General features: G+C 71.0%; 16 protein-coding genes and 1 riboswitch. Of the genes, 13 read left to right on the forward strand and 3 right to left on the reverse strand.

The window, feature by feature from the left end; genetic code table 11:
* Positions 1-497: 497 nt before the first annotated feature.
* On the reverse strand, positions 498-2,336 hold the full coding sequence (locus tag H036_RS0109955) for a sigma-70 family RNA polymerase sigma factor (RefSeq protein WP_017934639.1): 1,839 nt from the start codon (positions 2,334-2,336) through the stop codon (positions 498-500).
* A gap of 105 nt (positions 2,337-2,441) precedes the next feature.
* Between H036_RS0109955 and H036_RS22410 the strand changes: the two genes are divergently transcribed.
* The 6 genes from H036_RS22410 (at position 2,442) to H036_RS0109985 (ending at position 8,203) form a co-directional block, all read left to right on the forward strand.
* The gene (locus H036_RS22410; protein WP_017934640.1) at positions 2,442-3,782 is read left to right on the forward strand and encodes a cell division protein PerM; all 1,341 of its coding nucleotides are present in this window, start codon (positions 2,442-2,444) and stop codon (positions 3,780-3,782) included.
* A gap of 21 nt (positions 3,783-3,803) precedes the next feature.
* Positions 3,804-4,412 carry a phosphoribosylglycinamide formyltransferase gene (gene purN / locus H036_RS0109965; protein ID WP_017934641.1) on the forward strand — a complete coding sequence of 203 codons (609 nt, stop codon included), beginning with the start codon at positions 3,804-3,806 and terminating at the stop codon, positions 4,410-4,412.
* A 12-nt stretch (positions 4,413-4,424) separates the two neighbouring features.
* Positions 4,425-4,502: riboswitch (ZMP/ZTP riboswitch) on the forward strand.
* Between the two features lie 24 nt (positions 4,503-4,526).
* Complete coding sequence (purH, locus tag H036_RS0109970) at positions 4,527-6,113, forward strand: bifunctional phosphoribosylaminoimidazolecarboxamide formyltransferase/IMP cyclohydrolase (RefSeq protein WP_017934642.1); 1,587 nt, start codon at positions 4,527-4,529, stop codon at positions 6,111-6,113.
* A 131-nt stretch (positions 6,114-6,244) separates the two neighbouring features.
* Complete coding sequence (locus tag H036_RS0109975) at positions 6,245-7,096, forward strand: bifunctional methylenetetrahydrofolate dehydrogenase/methenyltetrahydrofolate cyclohydrolase (protein WP_017934643.1); 852 nt, start codon at positions 6,245-6,247, stop codon at positions 7,094-7,096.
* A 10-nt stretch (positions 7,097-7,106) separates the two neighbouring features.
* Entirely contained in the window at positions 7,107-7,514 is a 408-nt protein-coding gene (locus tag H036_RS0109980; protein ID WP_232421843.1) for a DUF3017 domain-containing protein, read from the forward strand.
* Between the two features lie 2 nt (positions 7,515-7,516).
* A complete protein-coding gene (locus H036_RS0109985; RefSeq protein ID WP_157417238.1) occupies positions 7,517-8,203 on the forward strand; it encodes a hypothetical protein in 687 nt (228 codons plus the stop codon).
* Positions 8,204-8,281: 78 nt separating this feature from the next.
* Here H036_RS0109985 and H036_RS22415 read toward each other — a convergent pair whose 3' ends face one another.
* Positions 8,282-9,385 carry an MIP/aquaporin family protein gene (locus H036_RS22415; RefSeq protein WP_017934646.1) on the reverse strand — a complete coding sequence of 368 codons (1,104 nt, stop codon included), beginning with the start codon at positions 9,383-9,385 and terminating at the stop codon, positions 8,282-8,284.
* Positions 9,386-9,555: 170 nt separating this feature from the next.
* Between H036_RS22415 and H036_RS0109995 the strand changes: the two genes are divergently transcribed.
* Positions 9,556-11,757 (forward strand): NADP-dependent isocitrate dehydrogenase, encoded by a 2,202-nt coding sequence (locus H036_RS0109995; protein WP_017934647.1) that lies wholly within the window; start codon positions 9,556-9,558, stop codon positions 11,755-11,757.
* A gap of 61 nt (positions 11,758-11,818) precedes the next feature.
* Here the strand turns inward: H036_RS0109995 and H036_RS0110000 are convergent, their stop codons facing one another.
* The gene (locus H036_RS0110000; RefSeq protein ID WP_017934648.1) at positions 11,819-12,442 is read right to left on the reverse strand and encodes a TetR/AcrR family transcriptional regulator; all 624 of its coding nucleotides are present in this window, start codon (positions 12,440-12,442) and stop codon (positions 11,819-11,821) included.
* 119 nt (positions 12,443-12,561) lie between these two features.
* Here H036_RS0110000 and H036_RS0110005 point away from each other — a divergent pair, with 119 nt between their 5' ends.
* The 6 genes from H036_RS0110005 (at position 12,562) to trpS (ending at position 23,440) form a co-directional block, all read left to right on the forward strand.
* On the forward strand, positions 12,562-13,983 hold the full coding sequence (locus tag H036_RS0110005) for a cytochrome P450 (RefSeq protein ID WP_081615511.1): 1,422 nt from the start codon (positions 12,562-12,564) through the stop codon (positions 13,981-13,983).
* 9 nt (positions 13,984-13,992) lie between these two features.
* Positions 13,993-15,585: a succinic semialdehyde dehydrogenase gene (locus H036_RS0110010; RefSeq protein WP_017934650.1), complete on the forward strand. Its 1,593-nt coding sequence runs from the start codon at positions 13,993-13,995 to the stop codon at positions 15,583-15,585.
* A gap of 117 nt (positions 15,586-15,702) precedes the next feature.
* Positions 15,703-17,229, forward strand: a complete 1,527-nt coding sequence (locus H036_RS0110015; protein ID WP_232421844.1) for a class I adenylate-forming enzyme family protein — start codon at positions 15,703-15,705, stop codon at positions 17,227-17,229.
* Positions 17,230-17,386: 157 nt separating this feature from the next.
* Positions 17,387-20,974 carry an ATP-binding cassette domain-containing protein gene (locus H036_RS0110020; protein WP_017934652.1) on the forward strand — a complete coding sequence of 1,196 codons (3,588 nt, stop codon included), beginning with the start codon at positions 17,387-17,389 and terminating at the stop codon, positions 20,972-20,974.
* A gap of 161 nt (positions 20,975-21,135) precedes the next feature.
* A complete protein-coding gene (locus tag H036_RS0110025) occupies positions 21,136-22,353 on the forward strand; it encodes an MFS transporter (protein ID WP_026145933.1) in 1,218 nt (405 codons plus the stop codon).
* Positions 22,354-22,411: 58 nt separating this feature from the next.
* Positions 22,412-23,440 (forward strand): tryptophan--tRNA ligase, encoded by a 1,029-nt coding sequence (gene trpS / locus H036_RS0110030; RefSeq protein ID WP_017934654.1) that lies wholly within the window; start codon positions 22,412-22,414, stop codon positions 23,438-23,440.
* The last annotated feature ends 9 nt before the right edge of the window (positions 23,441-23,449 follow it).

Here is a 23,449-nt window from a genome sequence, read left to right on the forward strand (position 1 = left end):
GGGTGCTGGGCCGGTGTACGAGGAGCGCCCCGGGGCAGGCCTTCCGCCGCGCGCGGCTCGTTCCTCGCCGGCGCGTCGTCCGGCAGCGCCCCTCTGCGGCGCCCCTCGTACACCGGCCTGCGTTCGCGCGCCGCGACTCGCCCTGACCGCCCCGGGGTGTCTGGTGGCGTGACAGATCGCGCATGTGCGTGGGTGTGCTGGCTGGAAGCCGGGTTGGGGCGTACCAGATCCCACACGTGCGTGGTCTGACACGTGTCGTTGCGGATCCGGCTGCGCTGGGTGGGGGCGGTGACGTCCCCGGTGACGTCCCGGGGCTGCGCCGGGTGTGGGGCGGGAATCGGGGCCGGGTCCTCGAAGCAGGCCTCGCTCCGCACCCGCTCGTCCCTCACGGGCGCTCCGGCTGCGGCAGCGCCTCCGAGGACCTCGCCCCGATCCCCGCCGCGCGTCGGCCCCGCCGACGACCGTAGATAGCCGGGCAGCCAGGCGGACGGGGGACGTTACTTGAGGTAGGTGAGCCGCTCGGCGGCGCGGTGGGCGAGGGCGGTGAAGTCGGCGTCGGTCATGGTGACCTTGCCGGAGGGGACGAAACCGACCTGGGTGACACCTGTGCGGTTGCGCACGATGGCCATCAGGTAGACGACCGAGGCGGTCTGGGAGGTCTCCACGCGCACCCGCCAAGCGGTGATGTCGGTGGTGGCCGACGACGTGGTGGTGAGCTGGGTGACGTGGCTGCCGAGGTCGGTCTTCGGGCAGGTGGTCAGCTTCTTGCGGATGCCGTCGACGAACGTCGAGGCGGCCTTCGCGGTGCCGAAGTCGCCGAGCGTCTGGGTGAGGCCGAACTGCGGGGCCAGTCCCTGCGCGGTGGGGATCACGAAGGAGCGCGTGATCGCGTGCGAGATGCCGGCGCCGGTGAAGCTCGCCTCGTCGCAGCGGGTCGCGGCCACGTTCGAGGTGGCCGGGGCGGGGTTGGTGCCGACCCAGGGCTGGTCGACGCCGGTGACGGGCGGGAGGTCGACCTCGTTCATCAGCGCCGGCTCGGTGCCGGACGCCGGTGCCGGCGCGGCGACGGCGGAGACGGGCTGCGTCGTACAGGCTCCTGCTCCAGGGAGGTGGCACAGCTGTTGGACGGCGGTGCCCAGCAGCGAGGTCACTCCCGACCTGGCTGGGGCGTCGCTCTTGCCCGGCGGGATGGTCCCGGCGACAGCCGTGGTCAGCACGCCGGTGCGGGCGACGCCCACCGCGATGGTGCGCTCGGGGGAGGTCCAGTTGTGCAGCAGCAGCACGGTGGCCTGGTCGCCGATGCCGCCGACGGTGGCGGTCGACAGGAGCTGCACCCGGCTGTCGCGACAGCCGCCGTACCAGCTCAAGGTCTTGGTGTAGGCCGACTGCGCCGCGGTGGAGCTGCCTGAGGCCAGCGTCGTCTGCGCGGCGGTGATCGTCTTCTTGTCCCCGACGAACGTGCGCGCCAACGCGGCCCGCGGGTGCGGGTCGGCCAGGGCGCCGCGCTGGCACGGGAGCGCGAGGGTGCCGTTGTCGTCGTCGGAGGTCAGCGTGGTCATCCAGGCGCCACCGAGGGCGGCGCCGATCTGCTCCGGACTGAGCAGGGTGTCGGTGCTGAGGTGATAGCTCTCCGCGGCGGCGCTGGTGGCGCTGTCGCGGTGGTGCAGGGAGAGGTTGCCCAGGCTCGGCCGGTCGCCCGCCGCGTCGGTCACGGCGAAGCCCGAGCCGGCGAAGGCCGCCACCGCCAGGACCAGCCCCACCGCGGTGTGGGTACGCCGCCGCGCGGCCCCGGCGCGGGTCAGGATCGTGGGCCGCGGCCAGCGCACCGCCTCGACGGTCGTGACCAGCGACTCGAAGCTCGGCTGCACGTCTGCCGGCAGCGCACTGCGGGCGAGCATGAAGTCGCCGGTGGCGGCGCGCAGCGCCTGCTCGGCGCGGAGCTGGGTGATGCCGACCTCGCGGGCGAGCACGTCCTCGCTGATCGTGGTCAGGTGTGCGAGCAGCAGCACCTTGCGCTGCTCGAGGGGGAGTCGACTCAGCGCCTCGAGGGTCGCCTGGGCGTCCTCGTCGCCGTCCTTGCTGCGGTGGAAGTGCGGCACCGAGTGCCGCCGCAGCGCGTGCCGCCAGGCGATCGGGCGCACCCAGTTCTCCCGCTCGACGGGGTCGAGCCGGCCGATCTTGCGCCAGTGGTGCCAGCCGATGATCAGGGCGTCCTGGACGGCCTTGCGGCCGGCGGTCAGGTCCCCGGTCAGCGCCCAGGTCTGGAGCAGCAGACGGCTTCGGACGTCCTTGTAGAACGTCTCGAACTCGGTGGCGTGGCGCTGCTTGGTGCTCATGGGCAGGGGACACGTTAGCCGCGGCCCGGTGACGGCGCCCCATCGGTGAAGGTCGTGCGGCGAGTCTCCCCGGCCGGGTCCCACGCTCGGGCGAGGATGGTCGCGATGTCCTCCTTGCTCACCCCGTCCACCCGCCGACGTACCGATGCGGAGCTGCGCGCCGACCTGCGGCTGCGCCGTCCGCTGGCGCTGGTGGCGACCTTCGGAGGCATCGCGGCAGCCGTCTCCACCCTGCTGGTCTGCCTCGCCGTCGGCGTGGTGGGCTGGTTCCTCACCGACGCCGGCGCGCACGGGACTCCGTCGGGAGCGCTGCGTGTCGGCGCGCTCGGATGGCTGGCCGGGCACGGCTCGGGCGTGGTGGTGCAGGGCGTGCGGCTCACCGCCGTACCGCTGGGTCTGACCCTGCTCTTCGCCTGGACGACGTGGCGCTTCGGCCTGCGGGTGGGTGACTCGGTCGCCGAGCACGGCCCCGACCACCACGGCCTCGGCGACGGCGAGCGGGACTGGACGGTGCCTGCCGCCACCGGCCTGTTCACGCTCGGGTACGTCGTGACAGCACTCGTGGTCGCCACCTTCGCCGGCTCCGCGGCCACCGCTCCGGCGGACAGCCACGTGGTGCTCTGGTCGCTGCTGCTGTGCGTGCTCGCCGGCGGCAGCGGGATCGCGGTCGGCTCCGGCCGGGCGGCCGTCCGGATGGCGCTGATGCCGCCGGTGGTCCGCTCGACGTTCGCGATGGTGCGGATGCTGCTGGTGGTCTGGCTGGGCGTCTCCGCGCTGGTCTTCGCGATCGCCTTCCTGCTCGACGGCGACACCGCGCTCAACGTCATGTCGCAGCTGCACCTCGGCGCCGGGCCGGGAGTGCTCTACGTCGGCCTGATGATCCTGGTGCTGCCCAACGCGACGCTGTTCTCCAGCTCCTACCTGCTCGGGCCCGGCTTCACCGTCGGCACGCACACGCTGGTCACCCCGACGGTGGTGAGCCTCGGGCCGGTGCCGATGTTCCCGCTGCTGGCCGCCCTGCCCGACAACGGCCCCACGCCGGCGTGGACTCCCTACCTGCTGGCGCTGGGGCCGATCGCCGCGATCGTCGCGGTGGTGCTGGTGCAGCGTCGGCAGCCGACGCTGCGCTGGGACCACGGTGCGGTGCGCGGTCTGGCCGCAGGCGTGCTGAGCGGCATCGTGATCGGGATCCTGGCCGGCCTGGCCGGGGGAGCGGTCGGACCGGGCCGGATGGCCGATGTCGGACCGCTCGCCTTCGACACCCTCGTGCACGGCGTCACCTCCTTCGGCATCGGCGGCCTGCTCGCCGGTACGGCGATGACCTGGTGGCAGCGCCGTCGCGCCAAGGTCGGCGCCGACGGCCTCGCCGACGAAGCCGCCGGCGAAGGCGTCGCCATGGACTCCGCTGCGGTCACCGGACCGAGCGGGGACTCCGCCGAGGCGTGAGCCCGGCTCTAGACTCCCGGCGTGACCGCACGCCTCGTCGTCCTCGTCTCCGGTTCCGGGACCAACCTCCAGGCTCTCCTCGACGCCTGCGCCGACCCGGCGTACGGCGCTCAGGTGGTGGCCGTCGGCGCCGACCGTGACGGCATCCTCGCTCTCGAGCGTGCCGAGCAGTCGGGCGTGCCGAGTTTCGTCACGCGGGTCAAGGACTTCACCGACCGCGAACGCTGGGACGAGGCACTGGCCGACAAGGTCGCTGCCTTCGAGCCCGACCTGGTCGTCTCGGCCGGCTTCATGAAGCTGCTCGGCCCGGCGTTCCTGGCCCGCTTCGGCGGACGCACGATCAACACCCACCCGGCGCTGTCGCCGTCGTTCCCCGGCATCAGCGGGCCCGCAGACGCCCTGGAGTACGGCGTCAAGGTCACCGGCTGCACCCTGTTCGTGGTCGACGAGGGCGTGGACACCGGTGCGATCGTCGCGCAGACGGCGGTGCCGGTGGAGCCGGACGACACCGTCGACGTACTCCACGAGCGGATCAAGGTCGCCGAGCGCGCGATGCTGGTCGACACCGTCGGCCGGATGTCCCGGGAAGGCTTCACCGTCGACGGGCGACGGGTTCGCTTCGGGGGTTGAGCCCTCGCTAAGATGCAGGCACACGACTGGCGCGGGTGGGTCAACCACCAGGGAGTGTGCGAGCCGGCATCGTCCGCCTGGGTGCCGTCCTTCATCGACTAACAGGAGTCAGTGATGGCCGGACAGCAGGACAGAATCTCCATCAAGCGGGCACTCGTGTCCGTCTTCGACAAGACCGGGCTGGACGACCTCGTCCGCGGTCTGCACGAGGCCGGCGTCGAGCTGGTCTCCACCGGGGGCTCGGCAGCCCTCATCACCTCCCTCGGCCTGCCCGTCACCAAGGTCGAGGACCTGACCGGCTTCCCGGAGTGCCTCGACGGCCGGGTCAAGACGCTGCACCCGCGCGTCCACGCCGGCATCCTGGCCGACCGTCGCCTGGACGACCACGTGCGGCAGCTCGCCGATCTCGGTGTTGAGCCGTTCGACCTGGTCGTGGTGAACCTCTACCCGTTCGCGGCGACTGTCGCGGCCGGCGGCACGGTCGAGGAGATCATCGAGAAGATCGACATCGGCGGCCCCTCGATGGTCCGCGCTGCGGCCAAGAACCATCCCTCCGTCGCGATCGTCACCGACGGCGCCGACTACGCCCGGGCACTCGAGGCCGCCCAGGGCGAGGGCTTCACCTACGAGGAGCGCAAGGCCCTGGCCGCCAAGGCGTTCGTGCACACCGCCTCCTACGACGTGCACGTGGCCTCGTGGATGGGCTCGGTGCTGGTCGACTCCTCGGAGGGCAGCGGCTTCCCGGCCTGGATCGGCGCCACGTGGGACAAGCAGTCGGTCCTGCGGTACGGCGAGAACCCGCACCAGAAGGCCGCGCTCTACGTCAACGGCAGCGGTGCCACCGGGCTGGCCCAGGCCGAGCAGCTGCACGGCAAGGAGATGTCCTACAACAACTACGTCGACACCGACGCCGCCCGTCGCGCCGCGAACGACTTCGCCGGGCCGGCGGTGGCGATCATCAAGCACGCCAACCCGTGCGGCATCGCTGTCGGTGCCGACATCGCCGAAGCGCACCGCAAGGCGAACGCCTGCGACCCGGTCAGCGCCTTCGGCGGCGTGATCGCCTCGAACCGGCCGGTCTCGGTCGCGATGGCGCAGCAGGTGGCCGAGGTCTTCACCGAGGTGATCGTGGCTCCGGCGTACGAGGACGGTGCGGTGGAGATCCTCCAGGGCAAGAAGAACATCCGGATCCTCGTCGCACCGGTCGACGCTGGCGCCGCGGCGGAGACCCGCTCGATCTCCGGCGGCCTGCTGGTCCAGGAGGTCGACCACGTCGACGCCGACGGCGACGATGTCTCCAGCTGGACCCTCGCGACAGGTGAGCCGGCCGACGAGCAGACCCTCGCCGACCTGGCCTTCGCCTGGAAGGCCTGTCGGGCGGCCAAGTCCAACGCCATCCTGCTCGCCAGGGACGGTGGCAGCGTCGGCATCGGCATGGGCCAGGTCAACCGGGTCGACTCCTGCAAGCTCGCGGTCGAGCGCGCGAACTCGCTCGCCGGCGACGACGCCCGCGCCGAGGGCGCTGTCGCGGCCTCCGACGCGTTCTTCCCCTTCGAGGACGGCCCGCAGATCCTGATCGACGCCAAGGTGCGGGCGATCGTCCAGCCGGGCGGCTCGGTGCGCGACGAGCTCACCATCGAGGCGTGCAAGAAGGCCGGCGTGACCATGTATTTTACCGGCACCCGCCACTTCTTCCACTGACGAGAGCCGTCGGGCGGGCGCCTCGCTGCGTTCTCCTCGGTCGCGGGTCGCTCCGCTCCCCAGACCCGCTCCCTCGTCGGCCTTGCGATGCATCCCGCCCGGCGACTCTCGTACGATCCCTAGGAGATGACATGACTGCACAGAAGCTCGACGGCACCGCCACCGCCAAGGCGATCAAGCAGGAGCTGGTTGAGCGGGTGGCCGCTCTGCACGCCCGCGGGATCAGGCCCGGGCTCGGCACCATCCTGGTCGGCAACGACCCCGGCTCGACGTGGTACGTCAACGGCAAGCACAAGGATTGCGCCGAGGTCGGCATCGAGTCGATCCGGATCGACCTGCCCGAGACGGCCAGCCAGGACGAGATCGAGGCGGCGGTCCAGACCCTCAACGACGATCCGGCCTGCACCGGCTACATCGTCCAGCTGCCGCTGCCCAAGGGCATCGACGAGAACCGCGTCCTCGGTCTGATCGACCCGGCCAAGGATGCCGACGGCCTGCACCCGACCAACCTCGGCTGGCTGGTGCTCGGCCACGAGGCGCCGCTCCCGTGCACGCCCTTCGGCATCGTCGAGCTGCTGCGCCGCCACGGCGTCGAGCTGAACGGGGCCGAGGTCGTGGTGGTCGGCCGCGGCGTCACCGTCGGTCGCCCGCTCGGCCTTCTGCTGACGCGGCGCAGCGAGAACGCCACGGTCACGTTGTGCCACACCGGCACCCGCGACCTGGCGTTCCACACGCGCAAGGCGGACATCGTGGTGGCTGCCGCCGGCGTGCCGGGGATCATCACAGGTGAGATGGTCAAGCCGGGTGCCGCGCTGCTCGATGTCGGGGTCTCCCGCGTAGACGGCAAGATCGCCGGCGACCTGGCCGCGGACGTCTGGGACGTCGCCGGCTGGGTCTCGCCCAACCCCGGCGGTGTCGGCCCGATGACGCGTGCGATGCTGCTCTCGAACGTGGTGCTCAACGCGGAGAAGGCGAACGCGTAACTTGGCTTCTGTGACTCCTCTCTCCGACGGCTCGGCGCACGAGCCCCGGCCGGCGGTGCGCGAAGGTGCGCCGTCCGGGACCGGGGACGGCGCCGCGGCTGGGGCGGCCGTGCCGCCGCAGCTCGCGCTCGTCGAGGAGGACTCGCGACGTTATCCCTCCACCATCGGAGGGCTGTTCTACCTCGGCATCCTCAGCCTCACCGTGCTCGCCCTCGTCGTCGTCGGCCTCGGCCACTGGCGCGGTGGTGTGCACATCCTGGCCGCGGCGATGGTCGCGGCATCGGCGCTGCGGGCGGTGCTGCCCCGTCGCGACACCGGGATGCTGGCGGTGCGCAGCCGCTGGTTCGACGTCTCGCTGCTCGGCGCGGTCGGGATCGCGCTGTGGGTGCTGGCCAGCACCATCCCCGCCCAGGGCTAGGCGTGCGGCTCAGGCGCCCCGCAGCGGGCCGGGGGAGGACCGCTCTGTCCGCGTGCCTGGCCGCCGGCGTGCTGGCGGTCGCGCTCGCCGGCTGCGGCACCGGCGCCAAGCCCTATCCGCCGACCGGCGTCGACGAGCTGGTCATCCCGACCCCGTCGCCGCGGGCGCAGGACTTCGTCGACCGGATCGACAACGCCTGGCTGCCACTCCGACCCGGCCGCACCTGGGTGTACGACGTGACGCGCACCGGACACCCGAACGCCGTACGGACGGTGAGCGTTCTGCGTGCTCCGGTGATGGTCGACGGAGTCAGCACGACCGCGGTGCGGACCGTCGTGACCCGACCGGGCGAGTCGGCCGCGAGCCGGACGGACTTCTACGCCCAGGACACGCGCGGCAACGTGTGGTGGTTCGGCCAGGACGGCCTGTGGCGGGCGGGCCAGGGGGGTGCCGAAGCGGGCCTGGTCATCACCGCGACGCCGCGGCTGGGCGACGGCTACCGCGCCGGGTATCGCAAGGGTGTGGTCGAGGACGTCGTCACGGTCGTCCAGGCCAAGCCGGTGGTGGCGTTGGAGTGGACCTCGGCGCTGAGCCCCAACGCCTCGGTCTGGGACACCTACCGCAGGGGCGTCGGGCTGATCGACCGCCTGGACAACGGCACGGGGGAGCACGACACGCTGCGGCAGTAGCCCTGGTCGACCTGCAAGCGAAGCGAGCCTCGAGGCCACCGGTTCAGGTGGGCTCGAGGCTCGCTCGGTGCGACTGCGTCAGGCCTGCGGCGGGTCGTTCTTGATCACCGTCTTGCCCTCGGGCTCGTCCGCCGGAGCGGCTGGCGGCTCGATCGGACGCCACTGCTGGGCGGCGTAGTCCCAGCGCCAGCCGTCCTGCTCGATCACCGGAAGGTCGCCGGGTGCCTGCGGCTGGCCGGTCGCCTGGCCGGTCGCCTGCCCAGCCACCTGGCCGGTCGTCTGCCCGGTCGTCTGGCCGGGCCCGGGCTGGCCCCAGCCCTGCTGGCCCCAACCCGCCGACTCGGGCGCCGTACCGGCAGCCGTCTTGGGCGGCAGGATCAGGCCCGAGCCGGGGACCGGGTCGCTGGCCCGGCCGAAGACGATCGGGTAGGTGATGCCGGCGATGGCGCCACCGATGAGCGGCGCGAGGATGAACAGCCACAGCTGGCCGATCGCGTGTGTGCCGGCGAAGAGCGCCGGGCCGATCGAGCGTGCCGGGTTGACCGAGGTGCCGGTCGCCGGGATGGCGACGAAGTGGATCGCGGTGAGCGTCAGGCCGATCGCCAACGGCGCTGCCGCGGAGTAGGGGTTGCGCTCATCGGTGGTGCTGAGAATGACGTAGACGAACACCGCGGTCAGCACCATCTCGAGCACGAACGCTGCCCACCAGGCGTAGCCACCGGTGCCGCCGAAGCTGTTCTGCCCGATGCCGATGACGGAGTGGGACGCGTAGCCGTCGTACCCGTGGGCGAAGATCCACAGCACCAGCGCGCCCACGATCGCGCCCACGATCTGGGCCACGGCGTAGAAGCCGGCGGTGATCCAGGCGATCCGCCCGCTGATCGCGGCGCCGAGCGAGACCGCGGGGTTGAAGTGTCCGCCGGAGACCCGCCCGAAGGCGTAGACCGAGACCACGATCGCGAGCCCGAAGGTGAACCCGACGGTGGTGATGAAGGCGACGCCTGTCGGCTCCCGCTGCTGGAGGGCGAAGATCTTGGCGAAGACCACCGCGCCGCAGCCGAACAGGACAAGGATGAAGGTGCCGAGGGTCTCGGCGGCGAGCTTCTGCGTCAGCGTCGGCTCGGTGGTGGTGTCACTCACGATCTCTGCTGCGGTGGTGTTGGCGCCGCTGTCAGCGGTCATGTCCGAGCCCCCTCGTCGATACAGATGGATCCGATGTCTTGGCTCAGCCCTTAGCCGAGCATTTGGCACTCTAGTACTTCCAGTCCCCCGCGTTCGGATGCGAAGGTGGGCGGCGAGCAGGCGTCAGGTATCTTGACGTCGAGAAAGAGTTCCGAGCCGAAGCAGGAGCCATGGCTGCAGACAACGCCAAGATCATCTACACCTACACCGACGAGGCGCCGCTGCTGGCGACGTACTCCTTCCTCCCGATCGTCGAGGCGTACGCCGCGAAGGCCGGCGTGGAGGTCGAGACGCGCGACATCTCCGTCGCCGCGCGCATCCTGGCGCAGTTCGGCCTGGCCGACGACGCGCTGAGCGAGCTCGGTGAGTTGGCCAAGACGCCGGCCGCCAACATCATCAAGCTGCCCAACATCTCCGCCTCGATCCCGCAGCTCAAGGCCGCGATCAAGGAGCTGCAGGAGAAGGGCTACGCCGTTCCCGACTACCCGGACGCGCCTGCCACCGACGAGGAGCGGGAGATCCGCGCCAAGTTCGACAAGGTCAAGGGCTCGGCGGTCAACCCGGTCCTGCGCGAGGGCAACTCCGACCGCCGCGCGCCGCAGTCGGTGAAGAACTACGCGAAGACCCACCCGCACCGCAACAAGCCCTTCGCCGACGGGTCCAAGACCAACGTGGCCACCATGGGCGAGCACGACTTCAAGTCCAACGAGAAGTCCGTGACCATCGCCGCCGACGACACCCTCTCGATCGTGCTCGAGACGGAGTCCGGTGAGACCAAGGTGCTCAAGGACGGCCTTGCGGTGCTGGCCGGCGAGATCGTCGACGCCACCAAGATGCAGGCCTCCCACCTGCAGGCCTTCCTGGTCAACGCGATCGCCGAGGCCAAGGCGCAGGACGTGCTCTTCTCGGTGCACCTCAAGGCGACCATGATGAAGGTCTCCGACCCGATCATCTTCGGCCACGTGGTGAAGGCCTTCTTCAAGGACGTCTTCGCCCAGTACGGCGACGATCTGGCCGCCGCCGGCCTCTCCGCCAACGACGGCCTCGGCTCGATCCTGGCCGGTCTGGACAAGCTGCCCAACGGCTCGGAGATCAAGGCCGCCTTCGACGCGGCCCTGGCCAACGGCCCGCGGCTCTCCTACGTCAACTCCGACAAGGGCATCACCAACCTGCACGTCCCCTCCGACGTCATCGTCGACGCCTCGATGCCGGCGCTGGTCCGCAACGGCGGCAAGCTGTGGGGGGCCGATGGCGGCGAGGACGACACCCTGGCCGTCATCCCGGACAGCTCCTACGCCGGCGTCTACCAGACGGTGATCGAGGACGTGAAGGCCCACGGCCCGCTCGACCCGGCCACGATCGGCTCCGTGCCGAACGTCGGTCTGATGGCGCAGGCGGCCGAGGAGTACGGCAGCCACGACAAAACCTTCGAGATCCCGGTCGACGGCACCGTGCGCGTGCTCGCCGCCAACGGCGACGTGCTGATCGAGCACGACGTCGAGGCCGGCGACATCTGGCGCGCCTGCCAGACTAAGGACATCCCGATCCAGGACTGGGTGAAGCTGGCCGTCGACCGCGCCCGCGCCTCGCAGACCCCGGCCATCTTCTGGCTGGACGAGACCCGGGCCCACGACGCCGAGCTGATCAAGAAGGTGCTCTCCTACCTGCCGCTGCACGAGACCGACGGCCTGGAGATCAAGATCCTGGCCCCGTCGCTGGCCACGGCGTACTCGCTGGAGCGGATCCGCAAGGGCGAGGACACCATCTCGGTGACCGGCAACGTGCTTCGCGACTACAACACCGACCTCTTCCCGATCCTCGAGGTCGGCACGTCGGCCAAGATGCTCTCGATCGTCCCGCTGATCGCCGGCGGTGGCCTCTTCGAGACCGGTGCCGGCGGCTCGGCGCCCAAGCACGTGCAGCAGCTGGTCGAGGAGAACTACCTGCGCTGGGACTCCCTGGGCGAGTTCTTCGCCCTGGTCCCCTCGCTGGAGAAGTACGCCGAGCAGGCCGGCAAGCCGGCCGCGAAGGTGCTCGCCGACACCCTCGACCGTGCCACCGGCACCTTCCTCAACGAGGACCGCTCGCCGGGGCGCAAGCTGGGCACGATCGACAACCGCGGCTCGCACTTCTACCTGGGCCTCTACTGGGCCCAGGAGCTGGCGGAGCAGACCGAGGACGCCGACCTGGCGGCCACGTTCAAGCCGCTCGCGGAGAAGCTGAGCGCCGCCGAGAGCGCGATCGTCGAGGAGCTTCTCGCCGTGCAGGGCAAGCCGGCCGACATCGGCGGCTACTACTTCCCTGACGCCGAGAAGACGTCCGCGGTGATGCGGCCCTCGGCCACGCTCAACGAGGCCATCGACTCGTTCTGAGTCTGAAGCTCCACCCCGATGCCCCGGTCGCCAAGCGGCCGGGGCATCGGCCATTCTCGCCTCAGCCGTAGACGCCGAGGAAGCAGTGCGCGGCGGCCTCGACGATCTCGTCGGCCGTCGCCTCCAGCACGCCGTCGAGCCAGGCCGTGATCAGCTCGGCCATGCCGCCGATGAAGAGCAGGCCGGAGAACTCGTCCGCACGCTCGCCGCGGGCGGGTAGCAGTCCCAGGTGGGTGCGGGCCTCCTCGGCGGAGCGGTGTGCGAGATGCCGCAGGAGATCCGTACGCCGCTGGCGCAGGGCGGGGATGCTCGCGGCCTCGATGATCGCGACACGCCCCTTGCGGGGATCGTCGACCAGCAGCTGCACGAATGCACGGACGGTGGCGTAGACCCGGGCCGCCGGATGCTCGCCGGCCGCATCGGCGGCGTCCGCGGCGGCCAGCGTGATCTGCTCGATCTCCTCCGCGACACCGTCGAGCACCGCGGTCAGGGCGTCGTCCAGACCGGTGAAGCTCTCGTAGAAGTAGCGCTCGGTGAGCCCGGCCTCGGCGCAGACGGCCGTCATCGTGGTCCGGGTCTCGGGGTCGGCCCACACCGCCAGGGTCGCGTCCAGGAGCCGCTGGCGTCGCTCCGCGACGCGCTCCTCGGTGCTCATCCCGCGGTAGACGCCCGACTGCACTGCCATGGTCCCAGCCTGTCAGCCGATCCGGGCCGGGACAAGGTTGACAGGGCGTCCTTCCTGAATCAGGCTGAGCATGACGCAGGTCACATCCAGTCCCAGGCGCAGCCAGCGAGGTGCAGGCGATGACGATCCAGTCCACCCGAACGAACGACCCGGCAGATCCGGCCGCAGGGGCGGCCCCAGAGAGGGACGCCGGCCGGGGCGCAGCGTCGCGGCGTACGACCGAGGTGCACGAGCTGCCGCCGATCGTCTCCTCGGACAAGGGTCTGCCGGTGCTGGGTCGCATCCTGGTCTACGCCAAGGACCCGGTGGCGTTGATGCGGCACCAGTGGGAGACCTACGGCGCCGTCTCTCCGTTCAACTCCCTGGGCGAGACCGGCGCGATGGTGCTCGGCCCGGATGCCTGCGCCGAGGTGCTGCAGAACAAGGACAAGGCGTTCGCGAACGGCTGGCGCAAGATCGTCGGACCGTTCTTCAACGGCGGCCTGATGCTGATCGACTTCGACGAGCACCACGCGCACCGGCGGATCATGCAGGAGGCGTTCACCCGGCCGCGGCTGGAGAGCTACGCCGATCACATGCAGCCGGCGATCGCCAAGGGGATGGCCGACTGGGGCGACGATGCGTCGTTCAAGTCCTACTGGCGGCTCAAGCAGCTGACCCTCGACATCGCCGCCGACATCTTCATGGGCGGTGCGGCCGACACCAGCCGGGCCGAGATGGACCGGGTCAACAAGGCGTTCATCGCCTGTGTGCAGGCCGCATCGGGCATCGTGCGCGCCGACGTACCGATGACCCGGTGGGGGCGGGCGTTCCGCGGCCGCAAGGTGCTCGAGGAGTTCCTGCGGCACTACCTGCCGGCCAAGCGCGCCACCGCCACCGACGACATCTTCTCGGTGCTGTGCCACATCGAGACCGACGATGGCGAGCGGTTCAGCGACCAGGACGTCGTCAACCACATGATCTTCCTGATGATGGCCGCGCACGACACCTCCACCATCACCACCTCCACGATGATCCAGCTGCTCGGCCAGCACCCGGAGTGGCAGGAGCGCTGCCGGGCGGAGTCCGAGCAGTTCGGCGACGCCCCGACGATGACCGAGCTGGAGGGCCTGACCTCGCTCGACCTGGTGATGCGGGAGGCGCTGCGGCTGCACGCGCCGGTGCCGGTGCTGATGCGCCACGCCGTCAAGGACGTCGTCGTGCAGGGCGTGCGGATCCCCGCCGGATCCGACACCATCGTCGGCGTCCAGTTCTCCCACCTGATGGAGGAGTACTGGACCAACCCGACCGTCTTCGACCCCGAGCGCTTCTCCGAGGAGCGCCGCGAGGACCGGTCCCACCGGTTCGCGTGGGAGCCCTTCGGCGGCGGCGTGCACAAGTGCATCGGGCTCTACTTCGGCGGCCTGGAGGTCAAGTCGATCATGCATCGGCTGCTGCGGACCTATCACTGGACCGTCGTGCCGGGCTACCGACCGCCGATGGACAACCACTCCCTGCCGTTCCCCAAGGACGGTCAACCGATCAAGCTCGTCCGGAACTGAGGTCCCGACATGACATCGACGCTCCCGCAGGCTGCCTCCGGGCTGCGCCCCGCCTGGGTCACCGGTGCACGGGTCGCCTCGTGGCTGCGCTGGGTGCACACCTCCGTGTCGGGCGGCACCGAGACCCGGACCGCGCTGGCGCCGTACGACGCGTTGCCGACGGTGCCGGTGCCAGTGAGCACCGTGGCCGACCTGCAGGCGGCCGTGGTGGCGGCGCGGGACGCCCAGCCGGCCTGGTCGGCCCTGCCCTACGGCGCCCGCGCCGAGGTGATGCTGCGCTTCCACGACCTGCTGCTGGAGCGGCAGGACGAGGTGATGGACCTGATCCAGTGGGAGATGGGCAAGGCCCGCTTCCATGCGTGGCAGGAGGTGCTGCAGGTCGCCAACCTGGCCCGGCACTACTCCCGGCACGGCGAGACCTACCTCAAGACCCGCAAGGTCCGCGGCGTGATCCCGGTGGTGACCAGCGCCAAGGAGGTGCGGGTGCCCAAGGGCGTCGTCGGCTTCATCTCGCCGTGGAACTACCCCTTCTACCTGGGCGTCGGCGACCTCATCCCGGCGCTGCTGGCCGGGAACACAGCCGTCGGCAAGGCTGACCCGCAGACGCCGCTGACCCTGTTGTGGGCGCGGGCGCTGCTGGCCGAGGCCGGCCTGCCCGAACACGTCTGGGAGGTCGTCGCCGGCGACGGTCCGACGCTGGGCCAGGCGCTGATCGAGGAGGTCGACTACCTCTGCTTCACCGGCTCCACCGCCACCGGCCGGATCGTCGCGCAGCGGGCGGCGCGGCGGCTGATCGGTGCCTCGCTCGAGCTAGGCGGCAAGAACCCACTCATCGTCCGAGCCGATGCCAAGCTCGACGTGGCGGCGCGCGGCGCCGTCGAGGCGGCGTTCGCGAACACCGGCCAGATGTGCATCCACATCGAACGGGTGATCGTCCATCAAGACGTCTACGACGACTTCGTGGCGGTGTTGCTGGCTGCCACCGGCGCGCAGCGGATCGGGCAGTCGTTCGACTTCGGCCACGACGTCGGGTCGCTCGCCTCGCAGGCCCAGCTGGAGAAGGTCGTCGCGCACGTCGACGATGCGGTCGCCAAGGGCGCCAGCGTGCTCGCCGGCGGCAGGGCCCGCCCCGACCTGGGTCCGTACGTCTACGAGCCGACCGTGCTCGCCGATGTCACCGAGGAGATGGACCTGTGCCTGGGGGAGACGTTCGGGCCGGTGGTCGCCCTCTACCGCGCCGCCGATGACGAGGACGCGATCGCGATGGCCAACCGAGGCCGGCAGGGCCTGTCGGCGAGCATCTTCAGCAAGGACATCGCCGCGGCCGAGGCCCTGGCGCCACGCATCCGCGCCGGCTCGGTGAACATCAACGACGGCGCGTCGCTGGCAGCCGGCACGGTCGAGGCCGGAATGGGCGGGATGGGCGAGAGCGGCCTGGGGCGACGACACGGCGCGGAGGGCATCAAGCGGTTCACCGAGTCCCAGACGGTGGTCTCCTCCAAGATCGGTCCGGTCGGGCCACCGCCGGGGATGTCGGTGGAGAGGTTCATCGCGCTGGGCAACGGCCAGCTCAAGCTGTTGCGTCGGCTCCGGGCCAGGTGAGCGCGGAGCGGCGCGCCAGGTCGACCGTTCGCATCTCAGGGACGACGTGGCAGCCTTCGACGAGGTAGCACGTATCGCAAGGCACACATCTCACGACGAAGAGACGGCGGTGGCGCAGTGACGGCAGTGACCGAGGGCCCGGGGGAGCACAACCTGGCCCTGCTGGCCGAGCAGAGCTTCGAGCGGTTGGGCGACTACGACTCGCTCCACTTCGAAGGCAGGTGGCACACCTCAGGCCAGATCCACGACCGGTCCACCCGGGTGGCCGAAGGACTGCGGGCGCTCGGCATCGGACCCGGCGACCGCGTGCTGGTGCTGACGATGAACACCCCCGAGGTCTTCGTCTCCTACCGGGCCATCTGGCGCGCGGGCGCGGTGGTCACCCCGGTGATCTTCCTGCAGACCCCACCTGAGCTGCGCCACATCCTGGAGGACTCCGGCGCCAAGGCCGCGATCCTCACCCCCGAGCTGCTGCCGCTGTTCCACGGCGCCAGTGCGGGGCTCGACATCGCGGCCATCGTGGTGGACGGGGACGGCGCGGGCGGGACGACGCCGTACGCGGAGCTCGAGCACGCGGACCCGGGGCAGATCGTGCCGCGCGCCGACGACGACCTGGCCGCGCTCCTCTACACCGGCGGTACGACGGGGCGTGCCAAGGGCGTCATGCTCTCCCATCGCAACCTATGGGAGGCGGGCCGCGGGATGGAGGCGGTGGCGCGCTCGACCGGCTCGACCCGGTCGCTGCTGCCGCTGCCGCTCTCGCACGCCTTCGGCCTCAACGTCCTCGTCGCCGGCCTGCACTCGGACGAGCGTCAGGTCTCGGTCATGCAGCGCTGGTTCGACCCGGCGGGCTGGCTGGAGCTGGTCCAGGAACACCGCCTGGAGAGCAGCCCGGTGGTGCCCTCGATGATGCAGATGCTGCTCGACCAGCCCTACCAGGACTACGACCTCGGCTCGTTGGTCTCCTTCGGCTGCGGGGGCGCGCCGCTGCTGCCGGCGCTGCGCGACAAGGTCGAGAAGGCGTTCGGCGTCGCGATCCTGGAGGGCTACGGCTGCACCGAGACCAGCGCCATCGTGACCGCCTCGACCGTCGATGCGAGCCGGCCCGGAAGCGTCGGGCGCCCGACACCGCACGCCGAGGTGGCGATCATGTCGCCCGAGGGAACGCCGCTGCCGGTGGGCGAGGAGGGCGAGATCTGCGTGCGCGGTACCGGTGTGATGCTCGGCTACTGGCACGCCCCCGAGCTCACCGCACAGACGATCCGTGACGGCTGGCTGCACACCGGCGATGTCGGCCGCCTCGACGCGGACGGCTACCTCTACGTGGTCGACCGGGTCAAGGACCTGATCATCCGTGGCGGCTTCAACGTCTATCCGCGCGACGTCGAGGACGTCCTGGTCGAGCATCCCGCGGTGGCGTCGGCGGCGTGCGTCGGCAAGCCGGACGCGGAGCGCGGCGAGGAGGTTGTCGCGGTGGTACAGCTCCGCCCGGGCATGACGGCGACCTCGCAGGAGCTGATCGACTTCGCCAAGGAGCGGATGGCCAAGTACAAGTACCCCCGCGAGGTGCTGGTGGTGGACGCGGTACCGCTGACGAGCGTCGGGAAGATCAACCGCAAGGCGGTGCGCGACCTCGTCCGTTGATTCGGGGAATTTGCAGGCTCGAGTCCGGAAGTAGCTCCGGACTCGAGCCTGCGGAATCCACGACTCGACGAGGACGCGAGTGACGTTCGGCGCTTTTGCGGCGATGGCCAATATCGAGAGGAAAATTGTCGGCTGTCGGGCCTAGGGTCGACCTGACATGACCGAGACGATCATCGCCCCCATCACCCGGGCCTCAGGGCCGGTTCCTCCCTCCGACGACCCTGCCCGCCACGTCGATTGGCGCCGGATGCGCACGCCCGTGGCCGGTGCCTCACTGGTTGCGCTCGCGATCGCCGCGCTGGGCCAGGCGCTCGGCACCGTCGTCGCCGGGCGCCTGGCCGAGGGGCCGACCGGCCGGCTGGTCGGGCTGCTGGCGATGTTCGTGGTCGGCGGAGCGCTGCTGGACACCGCCGGGCGGGTCGCCTGGGCGGGCGTGGTCGACCGGGCCGAGGGTCGCTTGCGGGGTGACCTCCTCGACGCGGCGCTGCACCAGCCGCTCGCGGAGCTCACCGAGCAGGCGGTGGGGGAGATCCTCGACCGGGTCGACGACGACACCCACGAGGTCGGCACCCTGCTGCGGATGCAGCTGTGGATGGCAATGCGCACGGCCTTCGGCATCGTGCCGATGTGGATCGTGGCCGGGCTGAGCTGGTGGCCGGCCTGGCTGCTCTTCCCCGCCATGGGAGTGGTCGTGGTGGTCGTGATGCGGCCGTTCCTCATCGAGATCGCCCGCCGCAAGGTGGTCGAGGAGGCCGCCTGGACCGATCACGCGGCCGTCCTCGAGGAGGGCATCGCCGGGCGCGACGACCTGCGCACCAGCCTCGGGCAGGCCTTCGCCGTACGGCGCCTCGCGCAGCTCTCGGCGAGAGTGCACGCCCGGTTCTGGGAGGTCGTCTCGGTGGAGGCGCGGCTGGCCACCCGCGCCGGGCTGCTGCTCAACGGCCTGCTCATCATCATCGCGGTCTGGGGCGTCGCGCTGGTCGGCGGCGGTCACCTCGACGTCGCGCGTCTGGTCACGCTGTTCCTGGTCACCACCAGCTTCGTCGGCCAGATCAACCAGCTCGCCCACCAGCTGCCCGACATCCAGGCCGGCCTCGGTGCTGTCATCCGGCTGCGCCAGATGCTCGCCGTCGAGGCGGAGCCGCGCGGCGGCGAGCCGGTCCCGTCGGGGCGGCTCGACCTGTCGATCCGCCACCTCGACTTCTCCTACGCCGAGGGCACCTTCGGGCTGCGCGACGTCGACCTCGAGGTGGAGGCCGGGCACACCATCGCGCTGGTGGGCCGCACCGGCTCCGGGAAGTCCACCCTCGCCTCGCTGCTCTCCCGGGCCGTCGAGCCTCCGGCCGGCACGGTCTTCCTCGGTGGCGCCGACATCACCACCCTCGACCTGCACGAGCTGCGCGCTCGCGTCGGCGTGGTCACCCAGCGCACCGAGATCCTGGCCGGCACGCTCGCCGAGAACATCACCCTCTTCGCTGCCACCCCGCGTGCCGAGATCGAGGCGGCCATAGCCGAGCTCGGCCTGACCGACTGGGTCACTGGCCTGCCTCAGGGTCTCGACACCCTGCTCGGCCCCGGTGGCACCAGCCTGTCGGCCGGCGAGGAGCAGCTGGTCGCCTTCGCCCGGCTGCTGGTGCGCCACGTCCAGGTGGTGGTGCTCGACGAGGCCACCGCGCGGATGGACCCGCTCACCGAGAGCCGTGTGGTGGCGGCCGCCGACCGGCTGCTGGCACACCGCACCGGGGTGCTGGTCGCCCACCGGCTCTCCACCATCGAGCGCGCCGAGATGGTCGCTGTGCTCGACCACGGTCGGGTCATCCAGCAGGGCCTGCGGGACGAGCTCGCTGCGGTCGAGGGACCGTTCCGGAGGCTGTTGGTGGCCAGCGCGACCGAGGAGTTCGACGCCGCTGCCGAGATCGCGGAGCTGGAGGAGCTCGAGGAGGCGGTCGCGCAGACGGCTCAGCAGGGAGGGGACGACGCCGGAGCGGCTGCCGCGCTCGTCGGGGTCGGCGGCCGCCGGCGTACGGGCGAGCCTCCGCAGCGTCCCGAGATCGCACCCGGCCTCTCGCTGGCGCGCGGCACCTGGCGCGCCATGATCATCAAGCCCTGGTGGGGGCTGTTCTCGGTGGTCGAGTTCCTGCTCGGCACCATCTTCGCCCCGCTCGGCGCGCTCACCGGCTTCGTCTGGGGCCGGATGGTGCAGGACCTGACGGACGGGCGCACTCCGACCGGCCTGACGGTGATCCTGGTGATCATGCTGCTGTTCGCGCCGGTCGTGCTCGCCGATGCGTTCCGCCGCTACCCGCGCTGGTGGATCGAGGTGATGCTGCGCGTCCGGATGGCGGTCCTGGTGGGCCAGATCCGTCCGCGTCGGCTGCCCCGCACGCCTCCGGGAGAGGTGGTCGCACGCACGATGGACGCCGACCGCCTGGCCCGCTACTCCGACCGTTGGATCGACTTCGCCAACGGCGTGCTGATCTCCCTGGTCACCATGGTCGCCGGCGGCACCTGGCTGGCGGGCGCCATCCTGCTCGCCGTGATGGCCAGCAGCGCGCTCGCCTCCTCGATCGGCCGTCCGATCGCCGGCCGGTCCGCGGCCAGGTCGTCCACCGCTCGCGCACGCTTCGGCCGTGCGGTGGTCTCCGCGGTGGAGTCTGCGCGCACCGTCAAGCTCGCCGGCCGCACGCCGGAGGTGCACGCCCACCTGCAGGAGGTGGACTCGGGCCGCGTCGACGCCGCCGTCTTCGAGCACCGCATCCAGACCCTCCTCGACGGCATCCCGATCGTGCTGGTCCAGGTCGGCGTCGTGGTCGCCTGGGCGTGCTTCCTCGGCGATGTGTGGGGGCTGGCGACGGCGCTGCTGGTGTCCAACGCCGTCAACGGCTTCGACTGGTTCGGCCGGGTCGCCGGTGCCGTGGTCACCGAGGCGCCGGGTGTGGCCGCCTGGCAGCGGGCGACCAGCAGATTCGCCGGGGGCGGCGACATGATGCAGCTCTCGCCGGGGGTCGATCTGGTGACGGGCGAGGCCCCGGACCCGGTCCGCCCCGAGCGCGAGCCGCTGGACGAGCTGCACGTGCGCGACCTGACCGTCGTGCACGACGACGGCACCATCGGGGTCAGCAATGTCGACCTCACCGTCACCCGCGGCGAGCTGGTGCTGCTGCTCGGCCAGGTCGGCTCGGGCAAGTCCAGCCTGCTCTCAGCGCTGGCGGGCCTGCTCAGCCACACCGGCGAGATCCGGTGGAACGACGCGACGGTGACCGAGACCGAGACCTTCCTGCGGCCGGCACAGGTCGCCCACGTCGCCCAGGTGCCGCGGGTGCTGTCGGGGACGTTCCGCGACAACGTGGTGCTCGGCTTCGACAGCGATCGCGATCTCGACCGGCCGGTAGCCGATGCGCGGCTCTGCAGCGACGTGGAGGAGGCCGGTGGGCCTGACGCACTGGTCGGGCACCGCGGCGTACGCCTCTCCGGCGGGCAGATCCAGCGCCTGGCCCTGGCCCGTGCGCTCGCGGCCGACAGCGAGCTGCTGCTCGCCGACGACGTTTCCAGCGCGCTCGACGCGGCCACCGAGATCGAGCTGTGGCAGGCGTTGCGTGAGCGGCACACCACCGTCATCGGCGCCACCTCCAAGCGGGCGGCGCTGGCACAGGCCGACCGGGTCGTGGTCCTCGTCGACGGTGAGGTGGCCGATGTGGGACCGTGGCAGGAGATCGCGACGCAGTGGGCCCATCTCGCCGGCTGATCCGCGAGAGGTCACCTTTCGTCGGCCGATGAGTCACTTTCCGCACCTTGAGGGGTCAACTTCCGCCCCGTGAGTGGCTCGACCCGGACAGCGGCGGAATAGTCGCCGACCCGGCCCGGGTTACAGACTGCTGTCCCCTGATCACGTGAGAAAGCGAGCCCATGACCGCCACCGCACCGTTAGAGGCGGTAGAGCCGAGGACCCGCGACTACCGGTTGGCCATCCTGGCGCTGGCTATCGGCGGCTTTGCGATCGGCACCACGGAGTTCCAGACGATGGGCATCCTGCCCCAGGTCGCCGACGGCGTCGGCGTCTCGGTGCCGCAGGCCGGCCACGTCATCTCGGCGTACGCGCTGGGGGTGGTGGTGGGCGTGCCGATCCTGGGGATGTTCGGCGCGACGCTGCCCCGCAAGGGGCTGCTGCTGGGCCTGATGGGCGCGTACGGCGTGTTCAACCTGCTCAGCGCTCTTGCCTCCTCCTACGGGCTGCTGATGCTGGCTCGGTTCCTCGACGGCCTGCCGCACGGCGCCTACTTCGGCGTCGCGTCGCTGGTTGCCGCCGAGCTGGCCGACCCGCGCCACCGCGGCCGCGCGATCGCCCGGGTGATGCTCGGCCTCTCGATCGCCAACGTCGTCGGCGTGCCGGCCAGCACCTGGCTGGGCGAGCACGGCGGCTGGCGGGCGTCGTACGTCGTCTCGGCGCTTCTCGCGGCCCTGACCGTGGGGATGATCTGGCGCTTCGTGCCCAAGATCGCGCCGCGGGAGGGCTCCAGCGCGCGCAACGAGGCGAGCTCGTTCTTCACCAACAAGCAGGTCTGGCTGACGATGGTGGCCGGGGCGCTGGGCTTCGGCGGCCTGTTCGCGACCTACTCCTACATCGCCAAGACCGTCACCACTGTCGCGCACCTGTCCTCGGACTGGACGCCCGTCTTCGTGCTCGGCTACGGGCTGGGCATGGTCGTCGGCACCTGGCTGGCCGGCGAGCTGGTGCGCTGGTCGGTGCTGCGCACGCTGGTGCTGTTCAGCATGGCGAGCATCGTGATGATGCTGATCTTCTGGCTGGCGGCACCGGTCGGATGGCTGCTGTGGCCGGTCGCCTTCCTGGTCGCCCTGGTCGGCTCGGTGGTCGCGACCTCGATGCAGGTCCGGCTGATGGACGTGGCCGGCGATGCTGTCACGCTCGGCGCCGCGATGATGCACGCCGCGCTCAACGTCGCCAACGCGCTCGGTGCCTGGATCGGCGGCGTGGTGATCGACGCCGGCTACAGCTACCGCGCACCGGCGCTGGCCGGTGCGGGCCTGGCCATCGTGGGGGTCGCCATCTTGATGGCGAGCGTGTCGCTGCACCGCGCCACCGCCGGCGCGGCCGTCCCCGACTGACCCCAACGGCCTGAGCCGGGTTCGGGGCGAGCCCCGTCGTACTGTCACAATGGACGGCATGTCCGACAGCACCGCCCCCGCCACGCGGCCGCGGGTCCTCTCCGGGATCCAGCCGACCGCGGACAGCTATCACCTCGGCAACTACCTCGGTGCCGTGCGCAACTGGGCGGATCTGCAGGAGGGCTACGAGCCGTTCTTCTTCATCGCCGACCTGCACGCACTGACGGTCGAGCAGGATCCGAAGGTGCTGCACCGGCGTACCCGCGTGGCGGCCGCGCAGCTGCTCGCCGCTGGTGTCGACCCGGAGCGCAGCGCGATCTTCGTGCAGTCGCACCTGCCCGAGCACGCTGAGCTGGGCTGGATCATGCAGTGCATCACCGGCTTCGGCGAGGCCCGCCGGATGACCCAGTTCAAGGACAAGTCCGCCAAGGGCGGCGAGGGTGCGGCAAGCGTCGGACTGTTCGCCTACCCGATGCTGATGGCGGCCGACATCCTGCTCTACCGGCCGGCCTACGTCCCGGTCGGCGAGGACCAGCGCCAGCACCTGGAGCTGACCCGCGACCTCGCGCAGCGGTTCAACAGCCGCTACAAGAAAACGTTCCGCGTGCCGGAGCCGTACATCCTCAAGGAGACGGCCAAGATCTACGACCTGCAGGACCCGACCAGCAAGATGTCGAAGTCCGCATCAAGCCCCGGCGGCCTGATCGAGATGCTCGACGACCCGTCGGCGAGCGCCAAGAAGATCCGCTCGGCCGTGACCGATTCGGGCACGGAGGTGCGCTTCGACGAGACCGAGAAGCCCGGTGTCTCCAACCTGCTGCGGATCTACTCCGCTCTGACCGGCACGGAGATCGCCACCCTGGAGGAGAAGTACGCCGGACGCGGCTACGGCGACTTCAAGAAGGACCTTGCCGACGTCGTGGTCGACTTCGTCACGCCGTTCCGCAGCCGCACCCACGAGCTGCTCGAGGACAACACCTACCTCGACCAGGTCCTCGCTCAGGGCGCCGAGCGCGCCCGGGCGGTCGCGTCGCGGACCTTGGCCGACGTGTACGAGCGGGTGGGCCTCGTACCCGCCGGTCGCTAAGGTCGACTC

Source organism: Nocardioides sp. Iso805N, from assembly GCF_000364605.1.
In the GTDB taxonomy this organism is placed as follows: Bacteria; Actinomycetota; Actinomycetes; order Propionibacteriales; family Nocardioidaceae; genus Nocardioides.